Source organism: Bradyrhizobium semiaridum (assembly GCF_020329505.1).
In the GTDB taxonomy this organism is placed as follows: domain Bacteria; phylum Pseudomonadota; class Alphaproteobacteria; order Rhizobiales; family Xanthobacteraceae; genus Bradyrhizobium; species Bradyrhizobium semiaridum.
In genome coordinates this window covers 1-24,453 of record NZ_JAGKJJ010000031.1, presented here as the reverse complement: position 1 = coordinate 24,453, position 24,453 = coordinate 1, and the positions used below count along the sequence as shown (strand labels likewise).

Below are 24,453 nucleotides of genomic sequence, written 5' to 3'. Positions count from 1 at the left end.
ACCCTTGCAGCAAGCCTCAACCGTGCCGCTCTCCGCGGCCCAGGCGCTGCCGTTCTACACCAACGGCATGCGCATCGGATTGCTCGGCGGCTCATTCAATCCGCCGCACGCCGCGCACCGCTCCATCAGCCTGTTCGCGCTCAAGCGATTGCAGCTCGACCGCATCTGGTGGCTGCTGACGCCGGGCAACCCGCTGAAGAACCACGACGGCCTGCACGCGCTGGCCGAACGCGCCGACGCCGCGCGCAAAGTCGCCGGCGATCCGCGCATCGACATCTCCTGTCTCGAAGCTGTCATTGGCACGCGCTACACTGTCGACACGATCATCCACTTGCGCCGCCGTGTCTCCGGCGTGCACTTCGTCTGGATCATGGGCGCTGACAACCTCGCGCAGTTCCATCGCTGGAAAGACTGGCGCCGCATCGCGTCCGATGTGCCGATGGCCGTGATCGACCGACCGCCGCAAAGCTTCCGCGCCCTTGCCGCACCCGCGGCGCAGGCGCTCGCGCGCTATCGCATGCCCGAAAACCAGGCGACGCGGCTGGCCGACCAGCGCGCCCCGGCCTGGGTTTTCCTGACAGGAATGAAATCCAATCTGTCTTCGACCGGACTTCGGAACCCGGACGGGAGCTGGAGGACGGCGTGAGGCGCAAAAGGGTTACTGGAATATTGAAACCATTAACCCCACATGCGTAATATGGTCCGTGGGGCCGAGGATTCGGTGCCCGCGATACAGTGAAAGGAATGGTCCCTGGCCACATCTGTATTGTCCAAGTCTGTTTTACCCAAGGTTCCAAAGACTGCGCGTAAAACATCGACGAAAACCGCGGCCTTGCAGGCGCAACCGGACGCCGACAAGACGCTGAGCCTGATCCTCTCCCGCCTCGAGGATATGAAGGCGGAAGAGACGGTCACCATCGACCTTCGCGGCAAATCCGCATATTCCGATTACATGATCGTCACCTCGGGCCGGGCCAACCGGCACGTCGGCGCGATCGCGGAAAATGTGACGAAGAGCCTCAAGGAAAACGGGGTCAAGAACATCCATGTCGAGGGCTTGCCCAATTGCGACTGGGTGCTGATCGATTCCGGCGAGGTGATCGTGCACGTGTTCCGCCCGGAAGTGCGTGAGTTCTACAATCTCGAGAGATTGTGGACTCAGAACCCGGCGGTCGCGGCGGTCTAAGGCTCGATCGAGGCCGATGCGAATCGGCAGCAGCGCATATAACTTGCGCTGATGCGTGTCGTCGTGATCTGCATCGGCCGGCTGAAACAGGGCCCTGAACGGGAGCTCGCCGAGCGTTATCGCGAGCGCTTCGACGATATCGGCCGCAAGCTTGGCTTTCGCGGCCTGGAGATTCATGAGATCGCGGAAAGCCGCGCGCGCGACACCGGTGCGCGCATTGCCGAAGAGGCGGCGGGTATTTCGGCGCTGATGCCGGACAAGCATATGCTCGTAGCGCTCGACGAGCGCGGCAAGAGCATCGACAGCGCAAGCTTTGCCGCACAGCTCGGCCGCTGGCGCGACGAGGGAACGGCAAATACCGTGTTCGTGATCGGCGGCGCGGACGGACTTTCGCCCGAATTGCAGCGCAAGGCGTCCCTGCGCATTGCCTTCGGCTCCGCGACCTGGCCGCATCAAATGGTCCGCGTCATGCTTCTGGAACAGATCTATCGGGCCGCCACCATTCTGGCCGGCCATCCCTATCACCGCGCATGAATGCGGTGACGCATCGTCGAAAGCGCGAACCAGCTCGGATGCAGCACAAGCGAGACATGCTTTCGGAATCCGGCCCCGCGCCTCGCGGCTGGCGGCAGGTGACGCTCGCCCTGTCGATCGCCGTCGCCGCGTGTTCGGCAACGCAGGTGCATGCGCAAGCCACGCCGCCGGCACAACCAGCCGCGCCGCCGGCGCAACAGGCCGCGGCAGCGCCGACATCGCCCGATGCCATCAAGCAGCGCGAGCAGGAGCTCGAGGCGGCGCGCGAGCAGCAGCGCAAGGCGACCGAGTTGCAGGAGAAGCTAAAAGCCGACATCGCCGCGATCGGCCAGGACCGCAGCAAGCTCAATCAGCAACTAATCGACATCGCCGGCCAGGTGCGCGGCGTCGAGACCCGGATTGCCGACGCCGAAGCGCGGCTGCAGCCGCTCGACGGCCGCGAGCGCCAGATTCGCTCTTCGCTCGATTCGCGCCGCGCCGAGGTCATCGAAGTGCTGGCCGCGCTGCAACGCGCTGGGCGGCGCACGCCGCCAGCGCTGCTGGTGCGGCCCGAGGACGCGCTGCAATCACTGCGCACCGCGATGCTGCTCGGCGCCGTGGTGCCGGAATTGCGCGGCCGCGCCGAGAAGCTCGCGACCGATCTCGGGGAATTGGTGGCGCTGCGCAAGACCATCGCGAGCGAGCGCGACGCGCTGGCGCGCGACCGCGACAAGCTCACCGAGGACCAGACCCGCCTCGCCGCGCTGGTCGACGAACGGCAGCGGCAGCAGAGCGCCGCGGAAAAGGACATGGAGGCCGAAGGCGTCCGCGCCATCACACTGTCGAAGCAGGTGAACGATCTGCAGGGCCTGATCGCCAAGATGGAGCAGGACCTCAAGAGCGCGGCCAAGGCTGCCGCCACCGCCAATCTCCAGGGGGCACCCGCTACCGTTAACGGCAAGCCGAATCTGGGAGCCTTCAAGGATCCGGCCCGGTTGAGCCCGGCGGTCGCCTTCGCCTCGGCCAAGGGCCTGTTCGCGTTTCCCGTGAACGGCACCAAGATTCGCGATTTTGGCGGTTCCGACGGTGCGGGCGGCGTACAAAAAGGCATTTCTTTGGCAGCCAAGCCGGGCGCGCAGGTCACAACCCCGTGTGACGGCTGGGTTGTTTACGCCGGTCCTTTCCGCAGCTACGGACAACTCTTGATCCTCAACGCCGGGGGCGGGTATCATGTCCTGATCGCCGGGATGGAGCGTATTTCGGTTAACATCGGCCAGTTTGTACTGACGGGGGAGCCGGTCGCGACCATGGGCTCGACATCCCAAGTCGCATCTATTTTCGCGACCAGTGCGAGCCAGCCAGTGCTCTATGTCGAGTTCCGCAAAGACGGCACTCCAATCGATCCAGGCCCATGGTGGGCCGCAAATGAAGGCGAAAAGGTTCGCGGATGATGCGCAAGACTTCGGTAATTCTCCTTAGCGCCGCCACCGGCGCGGCCCTGACGCTGTTCGTCACGCAGCCCCGCTCTGTGCTGATGGGATCGAGCGCCCGCGCCGCGACCTCCGACACCTATCGCCAGCTCAATCTGTTCGGCGACGTGTTCGAGCGCGTGCGCAGCGACTATGTCGAGAAGCCGGATGATTCGAAGCTCGTCGAATCCGCGATCTCCGGCATGCTGTCCGGGCTCGATCCGCATTCGAGCTATATGGATGCCAAGAGCTTCCGCGACATGCAGGTGCAGACCCGCGGCGAGTTCGGCGGCCTCGGCATCGAGGTCACGATGGAAGACGGGCTGATCAAGGTCGTCTCGCCGATCGACGACACCCCGGCCTCGAAGGCCGGCATCATGGCCAACGATATCATCACCACGCTCGACGACGAGGCGGTGCAGGGCCTGACGCTGAACCAGGCCGTCGAGAAGATGCGCGGCCCGGTCAACACCAAGATCAAGCTCAAGATCGTCCGCAAGGGGCAGGACAATCCGATCGAAGTCACGCTGGTGCGCGACAATATCCGCGTCCGTTCGGTGCGCGCGCGCGTCGAGGCCGACGACATCGCCTACATTCGCATCACCACCTTCAACGAGCAGACCACCGAAGGCCTGAAAAAGGAGATCGCCAATCTCTCCAGCCAGATCGGCGACAAGCTGAAGGGCTACATCATCGACCTCAGAAACAACCCGGGCGGGTTGCTGGAAGAGGCGGTGACCGTCTCCGATACCTTCCTGGAGCGCGGCGAGATCGTCTCGACCCGCGGCCGCAATGCCGAGGAGACGCAGCGCCGCGCCGCCCATGCGGGCGACCTGACCAAGGGCAAGCCGGTCATCGTGCTGATCAACGGCGGCTCGGCATCGGCCTCCGAAATCGTCGCCGGCGCGCTGCAAGACCACAAGCGGGCGACGCTGGTCGGCACCCGCTCGTTCGGCAAGGGCTCGGTGCAGACCATCATCCCGCTCGGCTCGGGCAACGGCGCGCTGCGCCTGACCACCGCGCGCTACTACACGCCGTCGGGCAAGTCGATCCAGGCCAAGGGCATCGTGCCCGACATCGAGGTGCTGCAGGACGTGCCGGACGAGCTGAAGGCGCGCACCGACACCAAGGGCGAGGCCTCGCTGCGCGGCCATCTGAAGTCGGACGGCGACGAGAAGACCGGCTCGCAGTCCTACGTGCCGCCGGATGCCAAGGACGACAAGGCGTTGAAGATGGCCGACGACCTCCTGCACGGCATCAAGTCGACCTCGAGCGCGGCGCCTGAGGCGGCGCGCGACAAGGCTTCGGTCGACAAGCCGGGCAAGGCTTCGAACTGATCAAGGCTTCGAACTGATCAAGGCTTCGAACTGATCTCTGCTCCATTCGCGTAAAGGGCGGCCCTCGGGCCGCCCTTTTGTTTGTGGAGCCGGCCTCGCCAGCACCGCACCGTGGCGGGCACGGCGCGCGGAATGAGGCCGCATCGTGGTATCGTTCGCGCTGTTGATTCGGGGAGGGTCATGGCAGAGGCGGCCGACGAGCTCAGCACGCCGCTTGGGCAGAAGACCACCAGCAAGACGCGCCGGTTCCGCCTGCCGTTCACGGCGATGCAGGCGCTTGCCGTGCTGCTGGGGCTTGTGCTGGTCGGCTTCGTCGGCGTTGCGCTGTTCAACGACAATCCGCTGGGCGGCGAACCGGTCGCCCATATCGCCCTCCGCAAGGCCTCCCCTGCCACGACGCCCGACAAGCAGGCGCCTGCCGGTCCGACCGAGGCGGCCAAGGCTGCCGCCAAGCCGCCGGCTGCGGGCGGTGATGCCAGGAACGACGCCAGGACCGTCACCATCATCGACGGCTCCAGCGGCAAGCGTCAGGACGTGGTGATCGGCGGGGGCGATGGCGCCGACAGGGCGGACGGCGACAGCCCCGCACCAACCTCCGCGATGACCGGCGTCGACCCGCGGCTGCTGGAGAAATCGCGCTACGGCATGATCCCGGTGGCCGCCGACGGCTTGAAACCCTTCACTGCCTATGCGGCCGATGCCGACCGCACCAAGGCCGCCAGGGCGCCCGTGGTCGCCATTGTGCTCGGCGGCCTCGGCGTCGGCGCGGCGAAGACCGCTGATGCCATCATGAAGCTGCCGCCGGCCGTGACGCTGGCGTTCACGCCCTATGGCGCCGACCCCGGCAAGCTGGCCGAACGCGCCCGCGCCCAACGCCATGAGATCCTGCTCCAGATCCCAATGGAGCCGTTCGACTATCCCGACAACGATCCGGGGCCGCAGACGCTGCTGACCACCCTGAGCAGCGAGCAGAACCTCGACCGCTTCTACTGGCACCTCAGCCGCCTGCAGGGCTATGCCGGGATCGCCAACTTTATGGGCGCTCGCTTCATCGCCAGCGATCCGGTGATGCAGCCGATCCTCCGCGACGCGGCCAAGCGCGGCCTCGGCTATTTCGACGACGGTTCCACCCCGCGCAGCGTCGCCCAGCCGCTCGCGTCGGCGCAGGGCATGCCGTTCGCCAAGGCCGACTTCACCATCGACGCGGTGCCGACCTCGGCGGAAATCGACCGCACCCTGGTGAAGCTGGAGACCCTCGCCAAGGAACGCGGCACGGCCGTGGGCATCGCTTCGGCCCTGCCGGTTTCGATCGAGCGGATCGGCGCCTGGATCAAGACGCTGGACTCCAAGGGCATCATGCTTGTGCCATTGACAACGGCCATGCTGAAATCAAAATCGAGCTAAAGATCAATCCGTTGGTGCGACTTCAGACCTTGCCGGGGGGCCGGGTCGGGCCAGCCCCAGGACTCAACGAGGGTGCGGCGGCATGGCACGTTATGAAGACCTGCCCTATCGAACCTGTGTCGGCATCATGCTGCTCAATCCGGCCGGGTTGGTCTTCATCGGACGCCGCGCGGGCGGCATCGAGCATGTCGACGAGACCCATGTCTGGCAGATGCCGCAAGGCGGCGTCGATCCCGGCGAGGATACGTTCCAGGCCGCCAAGCGCGAGCTCTATGAAGAGACCAGCATCAAGTCCGTGGAGAAGCTCGGCGAGGTGCCGGACTGGCTGATCTACGACATCCCGCGCACCGTCGCCGGCCGCGCCTGGAAGGGCCGCTATCGCGGCCAGCGGCAGAAATGGTTCGCGCTGCGCTTCACCGGCAAGGAAAACGAGATCAACGTCGCCAACCCCGGCGGCGGCGGGCACAAGGCGGAGTTCATCTCCTGGCGCTGGGAGCCGATGCAGAATCTTCCGGAGCTGATTGTGCCGTTCAAGCGCCCGGTCTATGAGCGGGTGGTGAAGGAATTCGCGGCGCTCGCGGCGAAGTAATTCCGCCAACTCTGCACTGAGATGTCGTCAAGCAAACCGTACCGGCCCAACGTGGGCATCGCGCTGTTCAACGCGGACGGCCGCGTGCTGATCGGCCGCAGATTCAAGGACGACGGGCCGGAGATCATCCTGCCGGGCCTCGAGTGGCAGATGCCGCAGGGCGGCATCGACGCCGGCGAGGATTCGCGCCAGGCGGTGATGCGCGAATTGTGGGAAGAGACCGGCGCCGTCAGCGCCGAGTATCTCGGCGAGACCGACTGGATGACCTACGAATTTCCGCCCTATGACGGGCCGTCGACGCATCGGCTGGCGCGCTTCCGCGGCCAGCGGCAGAAATGGTTTGCGCTGCGCTACACCGGACGCGATGACGAGATCGACCCGCTGACGCCGCGCAACGGCCAGCCCGCCGAGTTCGATCAATGGCGCTGGGAGGCCCTCGACCGCGTCGCCGATCTCGTGGTCCCGTTCCGCCGCGAGGTCTATCGCGCGGTCGCCGCCAGCTTCGCGGAATTCACCGGCACGTCTAAAGCGCGATGAGATTTGGTTGAATCGTCATCGCGCCTTAGTCTAGTGCATCGCGGTCGCGTTGAGCTCGTGCTGGATGCTCTTGAAGTGGTCGAGCCGCTCGATCGCGTGGTCGAGCTCGGAGCCCTCCTTCTCGGCGAGCTTCTCTTCCATCTCCTTGATGGTCTCGGCGAACCTGGCGCGGTCGAGATCCGCGATCGCAGTCGCGACGTCGGCGAGCACGGTGAGGCCCTTGTCCGACACCTCGGCGAGACCGCCGAGCACGATCACCTTCTCACGCTTGCCGGCGGCCGTGATCGTCAGGATGCCCGGACGAACGGTGGCGACGACAGGCGCGTGTCCGGCGAGCACGCCGAAATCGCCTTCCACGCCGGGGACGTCAACCTGATCGACCTCGCCGGAGAAGGCGAGCTTTTCGGGAGAGACGAGATCGAAGTGGAAGGTGGCCATGGGAAACCTGTAAGTAGCGAATGGCGAATGGCGAGTAGCGAATGGTGCAGCGAGTAGCGGATATCTATTCGCTACTCCCTATTCGCCATTCGCCTCTTAGGCGGCTTCGGCCGCCAGCTTCTTGCCCTTCTCGACGGCTTCCTCGATGGTGCCGACCATGTAGAACGCCGCTTCGGGCAGGTGGTCATACTTGCCCTGGCAGAGGTCGCGGAAGCCCTTGATGGTGTCGGCGAGGTCGACGAACTTGCCCGGCGAGCCGGTGAAGACTTCGGCGACGTGGAACGGCTGCGACAGGAAGCGCTCGACCTTGCGGGCACGGGCCACCGTCAGCTTGTCCTCTTCCGACAATTCGTCCATGCCGAGGATGGCGATGATGTCCTGCAGCGACTTGTAGCGCTGCAGGATCTGCTGAACCATGCGCGCGGTGTTGTAATGTTCCTCGCCGACGACCAGGGCCGACAGCATGCGCGAGGTCGAGTCGAGCGGGTCCACCGCCGGATAGATGCCCTTTTCCGAGATCGCGCGCGACAGCACCGTGGTGGCGTCCAGATGCGCGAACGAGGTGGCGGGCGCCGGGTCGGTCAAGTCGTCGGCCGGCACGTAGATCGCCTGCACCGAGGTGATCGAGCCCTTCTGCGTGGTGGTGATGCGCTCCTGCAGCGCGCCCATGTCGGTCGCGAGCGTCGGCTGATAGCCCACCGCCGAAGGAATACGGCCGAGCAGCGCCGACACTTCCGAACCCGCCTGGGTGAAGCGGAAGATGTTGTCGACAAAGAACAGAACGTCCTGGCCCTGGTCACGGAAGTGCTCGGCGACGGTCAGACCGGTGAGGCCGACGCGGGCGCGGGCGCCCGGCGGCTCGTTCATCTGGCCGAACACCAGCGCGCACTTCGACTTCACGCTCGGATCCGGATTGTGCGGATCGGCATTGACCTTGGATTCGATGAACTCGTGATAGAGGTCGTTGCCTTCACGGGTGCGCTCGCCGACGCCGGCGAACACCGAGTAACCGCCGTGCGCCTTGGCGACGTTGTTGATCAGTTCCTGGATCAGCACGGTCTTGCCGACGCCGGCGCCGCCGAACAGGCCGATCTTGCCGCCCTTGGCGTACGGAGCGAGCAGGTCGACGACCTTGATGCCGGTGACGAGGATTTCCGCTTCGGTCGATTGGTCGGTGTAGGTCGGCGCGTCCTGGTGGATGGCGCGCAGGCCTTCGGACTTGATCGGGCCGGCTTCGTCGATCGGCTCGCCGACCACGTTGATGATGCGGCCGAGCGTGCCTTCACCGACCGGCACCCGGATCGGCTCGCCGGTATCGGTCACTTCCTGGCCGCGCACCAGACCCTCGGTGATATCCATCGCGATGGTGCGGACGGTCGATTCGCCAAGATGCTGGGCGACCTCGAGCACCAGGCGGTTGCCGCCGTTCTTGGTCTCGAGCGCATTCAGAATCGCCGGAAGGTGGCCTTCGAACTGCACGTCGACCACGGCGCCGGTGACCTGAGTGACGCGACCGATCGGGTTGGCTGCTGTAGCCATGGACTGTTCTCCTTCGAAAATCTTGCCTTAGACCGCCTCAGCGCCGGAGATGATTTCAATCAGCTCCTTCGTGATCTGGGCCTGACGGGTCCGGTTGTAAATCAGGGTTTGCTTGCGGATCATTTCGCCGGCGTTGCGCGTGGCGCTGTCCATGGCGCTCATCTGCGCGCCGTAGAACGAAGCGTTGTTTTCCAGCAGCGCGCGGAAAATCTGCACCGCGAGGTTGCGCGGCAATAGGCTGCCGAGGATCTCGTCCTCTTCGGGCTCGTATTCGTACGAGGTCGCGGGAGCCGCATTGGTCGCGGGCGCGGCCACCTCGAGCGGGATGATCTGCTGCGCGGTCGGAATCTGCGCGATCACCGATTGGAAGCGCGAATAGAACAGCGTGCAGACATCGAACTCGCCGGCCTCGAACCGCGCCAGCACCTTGTTGGCGATGTCCTCGGCGTTGACGAATCCGATCTGGCGCACCGCGCGCAGGTCGAGGTGCTCGACGATGCGCTTCTCGTAGGTCCGGCGCAGCTGCTCGTAGCCCTTGCGGCCGACGCAGAAGAACTGGACCTCCTTGCCTTGCGCAAGCAGCGACTGCGCACGCTCGCGCGCCAGGCGCACGATAGCCGAGTTGAACGCGCCCGACAGACCGCGCTCGCCGGTGCAGACCAGGAGTAGGTGCACCTGATCCTTGCCGGTGCCTGCCAGCAGCGCCGGCGCGCCGGGCGAGCCATTGGCCGCGGCCGCGATGTTGGAAATCACCGCGTCCATCTTGTTGGCATAGGGCCGCGCCGCTTCGGCGGCGTTCTGCGCGCGGCGCAGCTTCGAGGCTGCGACCATCTGCATGGCCTTGGTGATCTTCTGCGTCGCCTTGGTCGAGGCGATGCGGGACCGCATGTCTTTCAGTGACGCCATTCTTCGTCCACCCCGGCGATCCGACCCGCAAGGGTCAGATCGCAAGCCTCCGTTCGTTACGCCCGGCCGTCCGCCGGGCGGCGCCCATTGTTACGCAAAGGTCTTGGCGAAGCCGTCGACCACCGTCTTCAGCTTGGCGGCGGTGTCGTCGGAGAGGTCGCGGCTGGTGCGGATGGCATCGAGGATCTCGACGTTCTTGCCGCGCAGCAGCGACAGCAGCCCATCCTCGAACGCCTTCACCTTGTTGAGCGGCAGCGGATCGAGGTAGCCGTTGGTGCCGGCCCAGATCACGCAGACCTGCTCTTCCATCTTCAGCGGCGAGAACTGCGGCTGCTTCAACAGCTCGGTCAGGCGCGCGCCGCGGTTGAGCAGACGCTGGGTCGAGGCGTCGAGGTCGGAGCCGAACTGCGCGAACGCCGCCATTTCGCGGTACTGCGCGAGCTCACCCTTGATCTTGCCGGCGACCTTCTTGGTCGCCTTGGTCTGCGCCGACGAACCGACGCGCGACACCGACAGACCGACGTTCACCGCGGGACGGATGCCCTGGAAGAACAGGTCGGTCTCCAGGAAGATCTGGCCGTCGGTGATCGAAATCACGTTGGTCGGAATGTAGGCCGACACGTCGTTGGCCTGGGTTTCGATGACCGGCAGCGCCGTCAGCGAACCCAAACCGTGGTCCTTGCCGAGCTTCGCCGCGCGCTCGAGCAGGCGGGAATGCAGGTAGAACACGTCGCCCGGATAGGCTTCGCGGCCCGGCGGGCGGCGCAGCAGCAGCGACATCTGGCGGTAGGCGACGGCCTGCTTGGACAAGTCGTCATAGATGATCACGGCGTGCATGCCGTTGTCGCGGAAGTATTCCCCCATCGTGCAGCCGGTGAACGGCGCGATGTACTGCATCGGGGCCGGATCCGACGCGGTGGCGGCAACGACGATCGAGTATTCCAGCGCGCCCTGCTCTTCGAGCACCTTGACGAACTGCGCCACCGTCGAACGCTTCTGGCCGACCGCGACGTAGACGCAGTACAGCTTGATGTTCTCATCCGGCTGCGCGTTCAGCGGCTTCTGGTTCAGGATGGTGTCGAGCGCGATCGCGGTCTTGCCGGTCTGGCGGTCGCCGATGATCAGCTCGCGCTGGCCGCGGCCGATCGGGATCAGTGCGTCGATCGCCTTGAGGCCGGTCGCCATCGGCTCGTTCACCGACTTGCGCGGAATGATGCCGGGCGCCTTGACGTCGACGCGCTTGCGCTCGGTGGCCTGGATCGGACCCTTGCCGTCGATCGGGTTACCCAGCGCGTCGACGACGCGGCCGAGCAGGCCCTTGCCGACCGGCGCGTCCACGATGGCGCGGGTGCGCTTGACGGTCTGGCCTTCCTTGATCTCGCGGTCGGCGCCGAAGATCACGACACCGACGTTGTCGGTTTCGAGGTTCAGCGCCATGCCGCGGGTGCCGTTCTCGAACTCGACCATTTCACCGGCCTGGACGTTGTCCAGACCGTAGACGCGGGCGATACCGTCGCCGACCGACAGCACCTGGCCAACTTCGGTGACCTCGGCTTCCTGGCCGAAATTCTTGATCTGGTCCTTGAGGATCGCAGAAATTTCTGCGGCGCGGATGTCCATCAGCCTGCCTCTTTCATCGCGTTCTTGATCGAATTGAGTTTGGTGCGAAGCGAACTATCCACCATGCGGCTGCCAAGCTTGACCACCAGGCCACCAATAATGGAGGGATCGACCTTCACGTTGAGCGCGACGTCCTTGCCCGTCACTGATTTCAGTGCGGTCTTCAGCGCGTCGAGATTCTTGTCACTGAGATCTTCGGCGACGGTGACTTCGGCAGTCGCCTCGCCCTTGAACTTCGCCACCAGCGCGCGATAGGCGCGGATCACATCGGCAACGGCGAACAGCCGGCGATTGGCGGTGAGCACTTTGAGGAATTTTGCCGTGGTGCCCGCGATGCCGGCCTTGTCGAGGATGGCGGCCAGCGCCTTCGACTGCGCATCCGCGGAGAACACCGGACTGCGAACGAGGCGCTTGAGATCCTCGCTGCCGTTGAGCATCGCCTCGAATCTGTCGAGATCGGCCCTTACGGCATCGACGGACTGCTCGTCGCGCGCCAATTCGAACAACGCCGTTGCATAACGGCCGGACACTCCCGAAACGGACGGATCTTCAGCAGCCACGAGCTCGCTCTTTTTGCTGTTAAATTCGCAAGGGAAAAACCGTCGCCACCAAAGCAGCGCCTAGCGATCCAAGCCCTTGGAATTCAAGCGGGACTTCGATTTTCGACCGGCACAGGACGTGCCGGGACCGTTAAAATCGCGGGCTTTGCTAACATAGCAATCGCGCAGGTGCAACATGACGACACACGCCGGTGCTGCCGTGTCGCACGCGGCCTGGCCGGCGATCGCCCCGGGCCAAAATCGGCGAACTCTGCGCACCAGGAATTCCCTCGCCCGAGCCGCCAGCATCTCACTCCGGATTTGGTTCCAGCAAAAATTTGCATGGCCCCATGCGGGCGCTGGGAGGAACGATTCGCCGGCGTTGCGCTCCACTTGGCGATTACTTACCGAGAACTTACGGCCCGCTCTCTAAGCAATATTCGCCAGTATTAGCTTGGTTAAAAATTCGTTAAACAGCAAGATTTCGGGACCCTCTATAAATACCCTTGGCCGGTAACAAGATATCTCTACCCGAGACCTCAGGGATTTACTGCCCAATTCATGCCTCATTGCGAAATCAAACGGCGATGGTCAACGAAGGGACGGGGGTTCCACTTGCCACATTTGTGGCAATACTGTCTGAGGGTCTTAAATCAATGGCTAATATCAAGAAGATGGTACTGGGCGTTACCCAGTCGCGTACGGCGCTTGCTGTTGTTGCCGCGACGCTTCTGGTTGGGGGCAGCGTGACCGAGGCGTCCGCGAAGTCCAGGCATCATCGTCATCACCACCACCATCATCACGCCGAGGCCGAGGGGTCGTCCTGGCGTAATGCAAATGCGTCGGTGCAGCCGGGCGGCGGCCACAGCTTCTCGGGCATGGCGTCGTTCTACGGCAACGAGTCCGGCAGCCGCACCGCCTCCGGTCAACGCTTCAACCAGAACGCCATGACCGCGGCCCATCGCTCGCTGCCGTTCGGCACCAAGCTCCGCGTCACTCATGGCGGCCGCAGCGTGGTCGTCACCATCAATGATCGTGGCCCGTTCATCCGCGGCCGCGTGCTCGACCTCTCGACCGGCGCAGCCCGCGCCATCGGCCTGACCGGCCGCGGCGTCGGCCGCGTCACCGCCGAGGTCATGTAATCGCGTTCAGTAAGCGTTGCGTTGCGTCGTGGCCGCGGGGCCTGTGCTTCGCGCGTCCCAGTAAATGGCCTGCCGTCGCAAATGACGGCAGGCTTTTTGTTTGCATCTCTCCTCTCGTCATTCCGGGGCGGCGCGAAAGCGACGAGCCCGGAATCCATTCTCAACACGTTGTGCGGCCCGATGGATTCCGGGCCGGCGGCGCGTCCCGGAATGACGCGCGTGGGAGCTACAAAAAGCTCTGCGGATCGACGTCGATCTCGAGCTTCAGATTGCCCTTGGTCTTGGGACCGGCGGCGAGCCATTCGCGCAGATATTGCGACAGGTCGACATTGCGCAGCGACTTCACCAGCAGGCGGAAGCGGTAGCGGCCCTTGATGACGGCGAGCGGCGCCTCGGCGGGACCGAGCACTTGGATCCGGTCGTCGAGCGGCGCCACCGCGACGAGCTTGCGCGCAAAGCCTTCCGCCGTCGGACGGTCGCCGGCGGAGACGATCAGGCTCGCCAGCCGGCCGAACGGCGGATAGCCGGTGCGCTCGCGGATCTCGATCTCGCTGGCGTAGAACGCCTCGCGGTCGCTCGCGATCAGCGCCTTGATCACGGGATGCTCGGGCTGATGGGTCTGCAGGAAGCCGACGCCGCGGCCCTGCTCGCGGCCGGCGCGGCCGACCACCTGGTTGAGCAGCTGAAAGGTCCGCTCGGCGGCGCGCGGGTCGCCGTTGCTGAGGCCGAGATCGGCATCGACGACGCCGACTAGGTTGAGCCGCGGGAAATTGTGGCCCTTTGCCACGAGCTGGGTGCCGATGATGATATCGACCCGGCCCTCGGCGATCTCGTTCAGCTCGCTGCGCATGGTCTCGATCGAGGTGACGAGATCGCTCGACAGCACCATAGTGCGCGCTTCAGGGAAGATGCTCGCCGCCTCCTCCTGCAACCGCTCGACGCCCGGACCGACGGCGGCCAGCGATTCCTCCGCCGAGCAATGCGGGCAGATGTTCGGGCGCGGCATCGAGAAGCCGCAATGGTGGCAGACCAACCGCTGGCGGAACCTGTGATCGACCAGCCATGCGTCGCAGATGGTGCAGGCGAAGCGATGGCCGCAGGCGCGGCACAGCGTCAGCGGCGCATAGCCGCGGCGATTGAGGAACAGCAGCGCCTGCTCGCGGCGCTCAATCACATAGCGGATCTGCTCGGCGAGCGGCGGCGAGATGAAGCGGCCGCGCGGCGGCGGCGCGCGACGCAGGTCGATCGCCTCGATATGCGGCATGTGCTGGCCGCCGAACCGCGACGGCAGCGCGACGCGCTGGTAGCGGCCCTTGCGCGCATTCACCTCGCTCTCGACCGACGGCGTCGCCGACGCCAGCACGATCGGAATCTTGGCGATATGAGCGCGGACCACCGCCATATCGCGGGCGTGATAATGCGCGCCTTCGTCCTGCTTGTAGGCTTGGTCGTGCTCCTCATCGACGATGATGAGGCCGAGATCGGCATAGGGCAGGAACAGCGCCGAGCGGGCGCCGACCACGACCGGTGCCTTGCCCTCGGAGATCGCGGCCCAATTGCGCGCGCGGGTGCGCGGCGTCAGCTCGGAATGCCATTCCAGCGGCCGCACGCCGAAGCGCTGCGCAAAGCGGTCGAGGAACTGGCCGGTCAGCGCGATCTCCGGCATCAGGATCAGCGATTGCCTGCCGCGCCGGATGTTTTCGGCGATCGCCTCGAAATAGACCTCGGTCTTGCCGGAACCGGTCACGCCGTCGAGCAGCGCGACGTGGAAGCTGCCGCTCGCCGCGAGCGTGCGCATCATGTCGACCGCGCTGCGCTGCTCGCGTGAAAAATCCGGCTGCGCATAGGCCGGATCGGGCGCCGGTGGCGGTGCCGGCGGCGGCATCGCCTCCACCGTCAGCGTGCCCTCGTCGACCAGGCCGTCGACCACGCCGGAACTGACGCCGGCCTCCTTCGCCGCATCCGACTTGCCGTGCAAGAGGCCGTCCGACAGCACCTCGATCACCCGCCGCCGTGCCGGCGTCAGCCGCTGCGGCGGCTCGCCGACCAGCCGCACGCCGAGGCGTGTGCGCTCGGGCCCGAGGTTCTCGCCCATCCGCAGCGTCATCCGCAGCACCATGCCGCGCGCCGACAGCGTGTAGTTCGACACCCAGTCGACCAGCTGACGCAGTTCCGGCTTCAGCGGCGGCACGTCGAGCTTCTCGCTGACGTCCTTGAGGCGGTTGTGCAGCCGCGGATCGGGCTTCGCATTCTCGGCCCATACCACCGCGACGACCTCGCGCGGCCCGAGCGGAACGGCGATCACGTCGCCCGGCGCCAGCTCCATGCCGCGCGGCACACGATAGGAATAGGTCTGGTTCAGCGCGACAGGCACCAGCACATCGACGACACGCGTCGCCGGTGCGGAAGCCGTGCTGCTGCGCGTGGTGTGGTCCATCGGGATCGCCTAGCACCGCTGCGCCGCCTTAGCGAACGGTAAACGAAAGAAGTGCGATATAATCAGGAGAATCGCAGCACCAATAGCCCTTATGGCCCGAACCGATCAGCCCGTTCAACCGATCGAACTCGACTGCGCCGACGTCTCCATCACGCAGGAGATGACGCGCTGGCTGTCGCATCTGCGCAGCGAGCGGCGGCTGTCGCAGAAGACGCTTGAGGCCTATGCCCGCGACGTCAGGCAGTGCCTTGCCTTCCTGGCCGAGCATTGGGGTGCGCAGGTCACGCTCGCCGGGTTCGCCGCGCTGGAGGCAAGCGACGTCCGCGCCTTCATGGCGATGCGCCGCGCCGACGAGATCGGCGGACGGTCGCTGATGCGGGCGCTGGCCGGCCTGCGCTCGTTCGGCCGCTTCCTGGAACGCGAAGGCAAGGGCAAGGTCGGCGCGCTGTCGGCGATCCGCGCGCCGAAAGTGGCCAAGAGTCTGCCGAAGCCGATTCACATGGCGGCGGCAAAGCGCTTCGCCGATGCCGACGAGCGCGCCGGCGAGGAGCGCGAGACCTGGATCCTGATGCGCGACGCCGCCGTGATGGCGCTGCTCTACGGTTCGGGCCTGCGCATCTCCGAGGCGCTCGGACTGAAACGCCGCGACGTGCCGAAGCCGGGTGCAGGCGACGTGTTGGTCGTGACCGGCAAGGGCAACAAGACCCGCATGGTGCCGGTGCTGCAGAACGTGCTGCAGCTGATCGCTGATTACGCGGCGATCTGCCCGCATCAACTCGACCCGGCCGGGCCGATGTTCGTCGGCGCACGCGGCGGACCGCTCAGCCCGCGCATCATCCAGCTCACGATGGAGCGGCTGCGCGGCGCGCTCGGCCTGCCCGACAGCGCGACGCCGCATGCGCTGCGGCACTCCTTTGCCACCCACCTGCTCAGCCGTGGCGGCGATCTGCGCGCGATCCAGGAATTGCTCGGCCACGCCTCGCTGTCGACCACCCAGATCTACACCGGCATCGACAGCGAACGCCTGCTCGAGGTCTATCGCTCGGCGCATCCGCGCGGCTGAGCCGCATGGTGCAGCGAACGGCGCCGTTCATATTCGTTCATATTCATACGTCCGCCATAAATCGCCCACCCCTTGCGTTGTATGCCGCATTCGGCAATCGTGCCGCGATCGCATCCGGAGGGGAATCATGAGCGCACATGAGAGTATGGAGCACGCCGAGCATGCCCAGCATGCCGGCGGCGAGAACAAGAAGATCGCACTCCTGATCGCCGTGATCGCGCTGTTCCTGGCGCTGTCGGAAACGCTCGGCAAGGGCGCGCAGACCGAGGCGATCAGCAAGAATGTCGAGGCCTCCAACCTGTGGGCGTTCTTCCAGGCCAAGAGCATCCGCCGCACCACGGTGCAGGTCGCGGCCGACCAGGGCAAGCTGAGCCTCGCCACGGCCCCTGACGATGCGGCCAAGGCGGCGCTGCAGAAGCAGATCGACGACTGGCAGAAGACCGCGGCGCGCTACCGCTCGGAGCCCGACACCGGCGAAGGTTCGGAGCAGCTCGCCGAGCGCGCCAAGCACGCCGAGCATGAGCGCGACGAGGCGACCGCGAAATATCACCACTTCGAGCTGGCCTCCGCCGCTTTCCAGATCGCCATCGTGCTGGCGTCGGCGACCATCATCACCGGCATCCTCACGCTGGCCTGGGTGTCCGGGATCGTGACCCTCGCCGGCATCGCGATGACCGCGCTCGGCCTGTTCCAGCCGCACCTGCTGCACCTGCATTGAAGGCGGGCGGCGCCCGCGCTGCCAAAATGCCGAAAAACAACCCCATGCAAAGGAGCCGGCGCCCGATAGAGCAGCTTGACACGTCGGGCAACTCAGGGATATTCTTCTAATATTCCGAATTTATGTGAGAGCGTGGGCCGCCGATCCTTCGAGACGGTCGCTCCGCGACCTCCTCAGTGAGATGGATTGAGCAGCGGTGCTGCATATGAGGTGTCGTCCCGGCGAAGGCCGGGACCCATAACCACCGAACGCCATTGTTGCACGACGCTGGGGCCACAGCCTTCTTCAACAACCGAGCCCTGTGGTTATGGATCCCGGCCTTCGCCGGGACGACAGCGAAATTCGCTGCACCACTATTCATTCCGCCACCTCCGCGCAAAGGCTTTGCCTTTTGCGCACGCAGGATGACGAACGCAATAGCTTTTGCGTGGAGGAACTAGCGCGCCTGGTGCACGCTTTTGCGGAAGCGTGCGATCGTGCGGAAGGTGCGGGCGGCCCAGCCGTCGCCATCGCCGCGCAGGATTTCCAGGGCGCGCTGCTTGACCGGTTCGACCAGAGCGGTGGCCTTGGCGCGCAGCGTGATGACGAAATCATGGAGCGTGCGGAACCAGTGCATCTGCATCAGCTTCGGCCGCGTCACGTCGAACAGGAACGCGGTGATGCCGACACCGACGAATTTCGCAAGCAGGATCAGCAAAACCGCGGTCAGCCAGAACCCGTGGGCGAGCAGCCACAGCCCGATCAGCTTGAGCGGAAACAGCGAAATCGCCGGCACGACGAAGATGATCAGCGTCATCTCCGGTGACAGCGAATGCACCCGCTCGGCGACCCAGTGCTTCATTGCGTGCAGCGGGATGGCCGCCACCACGCGCGCCACGATCGGCTCGAGGTGATCCCACAGCCACGCTTCGATCAAGAAGATGATCGCAAGCAGGACCCAGAGCGGCTGAAGCAAGCGGCGCAACATCGTCGTGATCTCTCGATCATGATGCGATGGACAGCATCATGATCTCATCTCTTTGCCAGAGCGTGAAGCCGGCTTTCCGTCACCGGGATCGCGCTCAGCCGGCTCGCGCCGGACCAGATCACATATGGATGGCGCGTTTGCCCACCGCAAGCGCGGCTTCCTTGACCGCTTCCGAGCGGGTCGGATGGGCGTGGCAGGTGCGGGCCAGATCTTCGGCCGAACCGCCGAACTCCATCAAAACGCAGGCTTCATGGATCATTTCGCCGGCTTCGCGGCCGACGATATGCACGCCGAGCACGCGATCGGTCTTCGCATCCGCGAGAACCTTCACGAAGCCGTCGGTGGTCTGGTTGACCTTGGAGCGGCCGTTGGCGGTGAACGGGAATTTGCCGACGGTATAAGCCACGCCCGCCTGCTTGAGGTCTTCCTCGGTCTTGCCGACCGACGACACTTCCGGCGTGGTATACACGACGCCTGGGATAACGTCGTAATTCACATGGCCCGCCTGGCCCGCAATGATCTCGGCGCAGGCGACGCCCTCGTCTTCCGCCTTGTGCGCGAGCATCGGCCCGGCGACGACATCGCCGATGGCGTAGATGCCCTTCACCGAGGTCGAGAAGTGCGCGTCGATCTGGACGCGGCCGCGATTGTCGAGCGCAACGCCGGCTTCCTTCAGCCCGAGGCCTTCGGTGTAGGGCACGCGGCCGATACAGACGAGCACGACGTCGGCTTCGATCGTCTCCGCGGCGCCGCCCGCGGAGGGCTCGACCTTGGCCTGTAGGGTCTTGCCTGACGTGTCGACCGCGGTGACCTTGGCGCCGAGCTTGAAGGCAAAACCCTGCTTTTCCAGCATGCGCTGGAATTGCTTTGCCACTTCGCCGTCCATGCCGGGCAGGATGCGGTCGAGGAATTCGACGACGGTGACCTTGGCGCCGAGGCGATGCCAGACGGAGCCGAGCTCGAGCCCGATCACGCCGGCGCCGACGATCAACAGGTGAGAAGGCACCTTCTCCAGCGACAACGCGCCGGTCGACGACACGATGCGCTTCTCGTCGATCTCGATGCCTTTCAGGCGGGCGATATCGGAGCCGGTGGCAATGACGATGTTCCTGGTCTCGACGGTCTCGGTCTTGCCGTCGCCGGAGACCTCGACCTTGCCGGCGCTGAGGATCTTGCCGATGCCTTTGAGCACGTCGATCTTGTTCTTCTTCATCAGGAACTCGACGCCCTTGACGTTGCCGTCGATGCCCTGCTGCTTGAAGTTCATCATCGCGGGAAGATCGAGCTTCGGCGCGGAAACGCTGACGCCCATCTTGGCGAAGGAGTGCGCGGCTTCCTCGAACATCTCGGAGGCGTGCAGCAGCGCCTTCGACGGCATGCAGCCTACATTGAGGCAGGTGCCGCCCAGCGTCGCGTTCTTCTCGACGACGGCCACCTTCATGCCGAGTTGCGCGGCGCGGATCGCGCAGACATAGCCGCCAGGGCCGGTGCCGATGACGACGAGATCGTAAGAAGCCATGATTGAGGTCCTGTAACTCTTTGACTGTTAGCGACCGCCCGACACGTCGAGGATCGTGCTGGTGACATAGGAAGCCTCGTCCGAGAGCAGCCAGACGATGGCGTTGGCGATTTCGTCCGCAGTGCCGACGCGCTTCATCGGCACCATATGCGCAAGCCGGTGCGCACGATCGGGCTCGCCGCCGGCGGCATGGATTTCGGTGTCGATCAGACCGGGACGGATGCCGGCGACGCGGATGCCTTCGCCGGCGACTTCATGACCGAGGCCGACGGTGAAGGAATCGATCGCGCCCTTGGAGGCGGCATAATCCACATAGGTGTTGGGCGCGCCGAGCCGCGCTGCGACCGAGGATAAATTGACGATGACGCCGCCCTTGCCGCCGTGCTTGGTCGACATCCGCTTCACCGCTTCGCGCGCGCAGAGGATGGAGCCGGTGACGTTGACCGCCATCACGCGCCGGATGCGCTCGGCCGACATCTCGTCGACGCGCACGCCGCTGGTGCCGACGATGCCGCCATTGTTGACCAGCGCGCCCAGCGTACCGAACTTGTCCGCCGCCTTGAACAGGTCGAGGATCTCGGCTTCCTCGGCGACGTCGCATTTCACCGCGATGGCCTTGCCGTTGCGGGCCTCGATCTGGGCGACGACCTCGTCGGCCGCCGTCTTGTTGCTGGCATAGCCGACCACGATGCGATAGCCGCGCGCCGCGGCAGCGAGGGCGGTGGCGCGGCCGATGCCGCGGCTGCCGCCGGTGATGATGACGACCTTGTCAGTCATATTGATCCCCCAACGTGAGCGCTCAAACCGATTGCGGCGCCCGATCAGGTCGAGCGCCGCGCGCGAATGACCTTACAGGTCGAGCACGAGCCGCGCCGGATCCTCCAGGCTCTCCTTGACGCGCACCAGGAAGGTGACCGCTTCCTTGCCGTCGATCACGCGGTGATCGTAGGACAGCGCCAGATACATCATCGGGCGCACCTCGATCTTGCCGCCGACCACCATCGGCCGCTCCTGGATCTTGTGCATACCGAGGATGCCGGACTGCGGCGCGTTGAGGATCGGCGTCGACATCAGCGAACCGTAGATGCCGCCATTGGTGATGGTGAAGGTGCCGCCCTGCATCTCGTCGATCTTGAGCTGGCCGTCGCGGGCTCTACGGCCGAAATCGGCGATCGACTTCTCGATCTCGGAAATCGACTTGTGGTCGCAGTCGCGCACGACAGGCACCACGAGGCCGCGGTCGGTGCCGACCGCGACGCCGATGTGATAGTAGTTCTTGTAGATCAGATCGCTGCCGTCGATCTCGGCGTTGACGGCGGGAATGTCCTTCAAGCCCTGCACGACGGCCTTGGTGAAGAAGCCCATGAAGCCGAGCTTCGAGCCGTGCTTCTTCTCGAACACATCCTTGTACTGGGCGCGCAGCTTCATCACCTCGGTCATGTCGACCTCGTTGAAGGTGGTCAGCATCGCGGCGGTGTTCTGCACGTCCTTGAGGCGGCGCGCGATGGTCTGGCGCAGCCGGGTCATCTTCACGCGCTCCTCGCGGGCGGCATCGTCGGCCGGCGACGGCGCACGCACCTGCACGGCCGCGGCCGGCTGGTTGACCGGGGTCGGCGCCGAGGCGGCCTTCTCGATCGCGGCCAGCATGTCGCCTTTGGTGACGCGGCCGTCCTTGCCCGAGCCGGGCACGGTGGAGGCGTCGATGCCGCTCTCGGCGGAGAGCTTGCGGACGGAGGGGGCGAGCGGCGCATCGGCCGGCGGCGCCTTCGGCGCAGCGGCGGCAGCCGGTGCCGGCGCAGCGGCAGGCGCCGCAGCGGGAGCGGCAGCCTTGGCGGCCGGGGCAGCGGCAGCGGGCTTCGCCGCAGCCGCGCCGTCATTGATCTGGCCGAGCAGCGCGCCGACGGCGACGGTCTCGCCGTCCTTGGCGATGATCTCGCCGAGGGTGCCGGCGGCCGGCGCCGGCACCTCGATCGTGACCTTGTCGGTCTCCAGCTCCACCAACGGCTCGTCCACCGCGACGGCCTCGCCCGCCTTCTTGAACCAGCGCCCGATGGTGGCCTCGGTCACAGATTCGCCGAGCGTTGGAACGCGAATTTCAGTCATGGTCTTTTCCTCAGATAACCCTGCAGTCATGAACACTAGAGCTGTTTCCAGCTCCAGCTTGTTGTTTTGACGCGTTTTCTTCACGCGAACCGGTATCCACTTCGCTCGAAAACGCTCTGGTGCCGCCACCGTCCGCCACAAGCAGACGATCCGGTACTCCGTGACGACAGCGCTTGTGCTGGATGACGCGGGATACCGGATGCCCCGCACGAGGCGGGGCATGGCTTCAGTGAAGGTCGTTAGTTCAGTGCGTCGTCGAGCAGCGCCTTGAGCTGCGCCAGATGCTTGGACATCAGGCCGGTGGCGGTCGCCGCCGCGGCCGGACGGCCGGCATAGCGCGGACGCTTGTTCGGCGCATTGATCTGGTTCAGCACCCATTCGAGATAGGGCTCGATGAAATGCCAGGAGCCCATGTTGCGCGGCTCTTCCTGGCACCAGACCATCTCGGCCCCCTTGAAGCGGCCAAGCTCCTGCACCAGCGCCTTGAGCGGCACCGGATAGAGCTGCTCGATGCGCATCAGGTAGATGTCATCGATGCCGCGCTTCTCGCGCTCCTCATAGAGGTCGTAATAGACCTTGCCGGAGCACAGCACGACACGGCGGATCTTGTCGTCCGGCTGCAGCTTGATGGCCTCGTTCGGCAGCATTTGCGCGTCATCGTACAGGATGCGATGGAACGTCGCGTTCTTGCCGAGCTCCTCGAGCCGCGACACCGCACGCTTGTGGCGCAGCAGCGACTTCGGCGTCATCAGGATCAGCGGCTTGCGGATCTCGCGATGCAGCTGGCGCCGCAGCACGTGGAAGTAGTTGGCCGGGGTGGTCGGATACACCACCTGCATGTTGTCTTCGGCACACATCTGCAAATAGCGCTCAAGGCGCGCCGAGGAGTGTTCCGGCCCCTGCCCTTCGTAGCCGTGCGGCAGCAGGCACACGAGACCCGACATGCGCAGCCATTTGCGCTCGCCCGAGGAGATGAACTGGTCGAACACGACCTGCGCACCGTTGGCGAAGTCGCCGAACTGCGCCTCCCACATCGCCAGCGCGTTCGGCTCGGCGAGCGAGTAGCCGTATTCGAAGCCGAGCACCGCCTCTTCCGACAGCAGCGAGTTGATCACCTCGAAGTGGCCGGTGTCGTCGCCGCCGAGATGGTTGAACGGCGTGTAGCGGCTCTCGTCTTCCTGATCGATCAGCACCGAATGGCGCTGCGAGAAGGTGCCGCGCTCGGAGTCCTGGCCGGACAGCCGGACGTGGTGGCCTTCCTGCAGCAGCGTGCAGAACGCCAGCGCCTCGCCGGTCGCCCAGTCGATGCCGACGCCTGATTCGATCGCCTTAGCGCGATTGTCGAGGAAGCGCTGGATGGTGCGGTGGACGCGGAAGCCGTCCGGCACCTTGGTGATCTTGCGGCCGATGTCCTTCAGCACCGCGATATCGACGCCGGTGACGCCGCGGCGGGCGTCTTCTTCCTGGTCGGCGATCTTGAAGCCGGCCCATTTGCCGTCGAGCCAGTCGGCCTTGTTCGGCTTGTAGCCGGTGCCGGCCTCGAACTCGGCATCGAGCCGCGCGCGCCAGTCGGCCTTGGCCTTCTCGACCTCGCCTTCGGTGATCACGCCGTCGGCGATCAGCCGCTTGGCGTAGATCTCGAGGGTGGAGGGCTGCGAAGCGATCCGCTTGTACATCACCGGCTGGGTGAACGCCGGCTCGTCGCCCTCGTTGTGGCCGTGGCGGCGGTAGCAGAACATGTCGATGACGACCGGCTTATGGAACTTCTGCCGGAACTCGATCGCGACCTTGGCGGCGAACACCACCGCCTCGGGATCGTCGCCGTTCACATGGAAGATCGGCGCGTCGATCATCTTCGCGACGTCGGACGGATAGGGCGAGGAGCGCGAGTAGCGCGGATAGGTGGTGAAGCCGATCTGGTTGTTGACGATGAAGTGCAGCGAGCCGCCGGTGCGGTAGCCCTTCAGATCCGACAGGCTGAAGCATTCGGCGACCACGCCCTGGCCCGCGAACGCCGCGTCGCCGTGCATCAGCAGCGGCAGCACCGAGATGCGCATGTCGGGCGGATCGCCGTGCTGATCCTGCTTGGCGCGCACTTTGCCGAGCACGACGGGATCGACGATCTCGAGATGCGAGGGGTTGGCGGTCAGCGACAGATGGATCTTGTTGCCGTCGAACTCGCGGTCCGAGGAGGCGCCGAGGTGATACTTGACGTCGCCGGAGCCTTCGACCGAGTCCGGATTGGCCGAGCCGCCCTTGAACTCGTGGAACAGCGCGCGGTGCGGCTTGCCCATCACCTGGGTCAGCACATTGAGGCGGCCGCGATGCGGCATGCCGACGACGATCTCCTTCACGCCGAGATTGCCGCCGCGCTTGATGATCTGCTCCAGCGCCGGGATCAGCGATTCGCCGCCGTCGAGGCCGAAG

General features: G+C 65.3%; 22 protein-coding genes. 11 read left to right on the top strand and 11 right to left on the bottom strand.

Annotated features, from left to right (window positions below):
- The first annotated feature begins 22 nt into the window (after window positions 1-22).
- From J6500_RS26795 to J6500_RS26760, 8 genes are all read left to right on the top strand, one after another.
- Window positions 23-646: a nicotinate-nucleotide adenylyltransferase gene (locus J6500_RS26795; RefSeq protein WP_225715701.1), complete on the top strand. Its 624-nt coding sequence runs from the start codon at window positions 23-25 to the stop codon at window positions 644-646.
- A gap of 186 nt (window positions 647-832) precedes the next feature.
- Window positions 833-1,186: a ribosome silencing factor gene (gene rsfS / locus J6500_RS26790; RefSeq protein WP_225715700.1), complete on the top strand. Its 354-nt coding sequence runs from the start codon at window positions 833-835 to the stop codon at window positions 1,184-1,186.
- A gap of 51 nt (window positions 1,187-1,237) precedes the next feature.
- Window positions 1,238-1,720 carry a 23S rRNA (pseudouridine(1915)-N(3))-methyltransferase RlmH gene (gene rlmH / locus J6500_RS26785; protein ID WP_225715699.1) on the top strand — a complete coding sequence of 161 codons (483 nt, stop codon included), beginning with the start codon at window positions 1,238-1,240 and terminating at the stop codon, window positions 1,718-1,720.
- A 38-nt stretch (window positions 1,721-1,758) separates the two neighbouring features.
- Window positions 1,759-3,150, top strand: coding sequence for a murein hydrolase activator EnvC family protein (locus tag J6500_RS26780; RefSeq protein ID WP_225715728.1), 1,392 nt, complete (start codon window positions 1,759-1,761; stop codon window positions 3,148-3,150).
- Window positions 3,147-4,505, top strand: coding sequence for a S41 family peptidase (locus J6500_RS26775; RefSeq protein WP_225715698.1), 1,359 nt, complete (start codon window positions 3,147-3,149; stop codon window positions 4,503-4,505). The genes J6500_RS26780 and J6500_RS26775 overlap by 4 nt, the downstream gene beginning before the upstream one ends.
- A 180-nt stretch (window positions 4,506-4,685) precedes the next feature.
- Entirely contained in the window at window positions 4,686-5,909 is a 1,224-nt protein-coding gene (locus tag J6500_RS26770; protein ID WP_225715697.1) for a divergent polysaccharide deacetylase family protein, read from the top strand.
- 82 nt (window positions 5,910-5,991) lie between these two features.
- Complete coding sequence (locus tag J6500_RS26765; RefSeq protein ID WP_225715696.1) at window positions 5,992-6,498, top strand: RNA pyrophosphohydrolase; 507 nt, start codon at window positions 5,992-5,994, stop codon at window positions 6,496-6,498.
- 21 nt (window positions 6,499-6,519) lie between these two features.
- Window positions 6,520-7,035, top strand: coding sequence for an RNA pyrophosphohydrolase (locus J6500_RS26760; RefSeq protein WP_225715695.1), 516 nt, complete (start codon window positions 6,520-6,522; stop codon window positions 7,033-7,035).
- A 30-nt stretch (window positions 7,036-7,065) separates the two neighbouring features.
- Here J6500_RS26760 and J6500_RS26755 read toward each other — a convergent pair whose 3' ends face one another.
- The 5 genes from J6500_RS26755 to J6500_RS26735 all read right to left on the bottom strand — a co-directional run bounded on the left by J6500_RS26755 (window position 7,066) and on the right by J6500_RS26735 (window position 12,098).
- Window positions 7,066-7,473, bottom strand: a complete 408-nt coding sequence (locus J6500_RS26755; protein WP_225715694.1) for a F0F1 ATP synthase subunit epsilon — start codon at window positions 7,471-7,473, stop codon at window positions 7,066-7,068.
- Window positions 7,474-7,569: 96 nt separating this feature from the next.
- Window positions 7,570-9,012 (bottom strand): F0F1 ATP synthase subunit beta, encoded by a 1,443-nt coding sequence (gene atpD / locus J6500_RS26750; RefSeq protein ID WP_225715693.1) that lies wholly within the window; start codon window positions 9,010-9,012, stop codon window positions 7,570-7,572.
- 27 nt (window positions 9,013-9,039) lie between these two features.
- Window positions 9,040-9,918 carry a F0F1 ATP synthase subunit gamma gene (locus tag J6500_RS26745; RefSeq protein WP_225715692.1) on the bottom strand — a complete coding sequence of 293 codons (879 nt, stop codon included), beginning with the start codon at window positions 9,916-9,918 and terminating at the stop codon, window positions 9,040-9,042.
- 90 nt (window positions 9,919-10,008) lie between these two features.
- The gene (atpA, locus tag J6500_RS26740) at window positions 10,009-11,538 is read right to left on the bottom strand and encodes a F0F1 ATP synthase subunit alpha (RefSeq protein ID WP_225715691.1); all 1,530 of its coding nucleotides are present in this window, start codon (window positions 11,536-11,538) and stop codon (window positions 10,009-10,011) included.
- Window positions 11,538-12,098, bottom strand: coding sequence for a F0F1 ATP synthase subunit delta (locus J6500_RS26735; protein ID WP_225715690.1), 561 nt, complete (start codon window positions 12,096-12,098; stop codon window positions 11,538-11,540). The genes atpA and J6500_RS26735 overlap by 1 nt, the downstream gene beginning before the upstream one ends.
- A 635-nt stretch (window positions 12,099-12,733) precedes the next feature.
- Here J6500_RS26735 and J6500_RS26730 point away from each other — a divergent pair.
- A complete protein-coding gene (locus J6500_RS26730) occupies window positions 12,734-13,219 on the top strand; it encodes a septal ring lytic transglycosylase RlpA family protein (RefSeq protein ID WP_225715689.1) in 486 nt (161 codons plus the stop codon).
- 226 nt (window positions 13,220-13,445) lie between these two features.
- On the opposite strand, the gene J6500_RS26725 is transcribed toward J6500_RS26730, so the two are convergent.
- Window positions 13,446-15,656, bottom strand: a complete 2,211-nt coding sequence (locus J6500_RS26725; protein ID WP_225715688.1) for a primosomal protein N' — start codon at window positions 15,654-15,656, stop codon at window positions 13,446-13,448.
- Between the two features lie 91 nt (window positions 15,657-15,747).
- On the opposite strand from J6500_RS26725, the gene J6500_RS26720 reads away from it, so the two are divergent.
- A complete protein-coding gene (locus J6500_RS26720) occupies window positions 15,748-16,719 on the top strand; it encodes a tyrosine recombinase XerC (RefSeq protein ID WP_225715687.1) in 972 nt (323 codons plus the stop codon).
- Window positions 16,720-16,846: 127 nt separating this feature from the next.
- Window positions 16,847-17,437 (top strand): DUF4337 domain-containing protein, encoded by a 591-nt coding sequence (locus J6500_RS26715; protein WP_225715686.1) that lies wholly within the window; start codon window positions 16,847-16,849, stop codon window positions 17,435-17,437.
- A gap of 436 nt (window positions 17,438-17,873) precedes the next feature.
- Here the strand turns inward: J6500_RS26715 and J6500_RS26710 are convergent, their stop codons facing one another.
- The 5 genes from J6500_RS26710 to J6500_RS26690 form a co-directional block, all read right to left on the bottom strand.
- Complete coding sequence (locus J6500_RS26710) at window positions 17,874-18,404, bottom strand: hypothetical protein (RefSeq protein ID WP_225715685.1); 531 nt, start codon at window positions 18,402-18,404, stop codon at window positions 17,874-17,876.
- Window positions 18,405-18,522: 118 nt separating this feature from the next.
- Complete coding sequence (lpdA, locus tag J6500_RS26705) at window positions 18,523-19,923, bottom strand: dihydrolipoyl dehydrogenase (protein WP_225715684.1); 1,401 nt, start codon at window positions 19,921-19,923, stop codon at window positions 18,523-18,525.
- Between the two features lie 27 nt (window positions 19,924-19,950).
- Window positions 19,951-20,700, bottom strand: a complete 750-nt coding sequence (locus J6500_RS26700) for an SDR family oxidoreductase (protein WP_225715683.1) — start codon at window positions 20,698-20,700, stop codon at window positions 19,951-19,953.
- 72 nt (window positions 20,701-20,772) lie between these two features.
- Window positions 20,773-22,026, bottom strand: coding sequence for a 2-oxoglutarate dehydrogenase complex dihydrolipoyllysine-residue succinyltransferase (gene odhB / locus J6500_RS26695; protein ID WP_225715682.1), 1,254 nt, complete (start codon window positions 22,024-22,026; stop codon window positions 20,773-20,775).
- 239 nt (window positions 22,027-22,265) lie between these two features.
- Window positions 22,266-24,453: 2-oxoglutarate dehydrogenase E1 component (locus J6500_RS26690; RefSeq protein ID WP_225715681.1), on the bottom strand; the 2,188-nt coding region annotated here is incomplete at its 5' end.

Coding starts and splice junctions, on each gene's coding strand:
- J6500_RS26780 (WP_225715728.1), top strand. CDS start 1,759: ATGCAGCACAAGCGAGACATGCTTTCGGAATCCGGCCCCGCGCCTCGC.
- J6500_RS26770 (WP_225715697.1), top strand. CDS start 4,686: ATGGCAGAGGCGGCCGACGAGCTCAGCACGCCGCTTGGGCAGAAGACC.
- J6500_RS26700 (WP_225715683.1), bottom strand. CDS start 20,700: ATGACTGACAAGGTCGTCATCATCACCGGCGGCAGCCGCGGCATCGGC.
- J6500_RS26745 (WP_225715692.1), bottom strand. CDS start 9,918: ATGGCGTCACTGAAAGACATGCGGTCCCGCATCGCCTCGACCAAGGCG.
- J6500_RS26710 (WP_225715685.1), bottom strand. CDS start 18,404: ATGTTGCGCCGCTTGCTTCAGCCGCTCTGGGTCCTGCTTGCGATCATC.
- lpdA (WP_225715684.1), bottom strand. CDS start 19,923: ATGGCTTCTTACGATCTCGTCGTCATCGGCACCGGCCCTGGCGGCTAT.
- rlmH (WP_225715699.1), top strand. CDS start 1,238: ATGCGTGTCGTCGTGATCTGCATCGGCCGGCTGAAACAGGGCCCTGAA.
- J6500_RS26765 (WP_225715696.1), top strand. CDS start 5,992: ATGGCACGTTATGAAGACCTGCCCTATCGAACCTGTGTCGGCATCATG.
- atpD (WP_225715693.1), bottom strand. CDS start 9,012: ATGGCTACAGCAGCCAACCCGATCGGTCGCGTCACTCAGGTCACCGGC.
- J6500_RS26730 (WP_225715689.1), top strand. CDS start 12,734: ATGGCTAATATCAAGAAGATGGTACTGGGCGTTACCCAGTCGCGTACG.
- J6500_RS26755 (WP_225715694.1), bottom strand. CDS start 7,473: ATGGCCACCTTCCACTTCGATCTCGTCTCTCCCGAAAAGCTCGCCTTC.
- atpA (WP_225715691.1), bottom strand. CDS start 11,538: ATGGACATCCGCGCCGCAGAAATTTCTGCGATCCTCAAGGACCAGATC.
- odhB (WP_225715682.1), bottom strand. CDS start 22,026: ATGACTGAAATTCGCGTTCCAACGCTCGGCGAATCTGTGACCGAGGCC.
- J6500_RS26775 (WP_225715698.1), top strand. CDS start 3,147: ATGATGCGCAAGACTTCGGTAATTCTCCTTAGCGCCGCCACCGGCGCG.
- J6500_RS26725 (WP_225715688.1), bottom strand. CDS start 15,656: ATGGACCACACCACGCGCAGCAGCACGGCTTCCGCACCGGCGACGCGT.
- J6500_RS26720 (WP_225715687.1), top strand. CDS start 15,748: ATGGCCCGAACCGATCAGCCCGTTCAACCGATCGAACTCGACTGCGCC.
- J6500_RS26715 (WP_225715686.1), top strand. CDS start 16,847: ATGAGCGCACATGAGAGTATGGAGCACGCCGAGCATGCCCAGCATGCC.
- J6500_RS26760 (WP_225715695.1), top strand. CDS start 6,520: ATGTCGTCAAGCAAACCGTACCGGCCCAACGTGGGCATCGCGCTGTTC.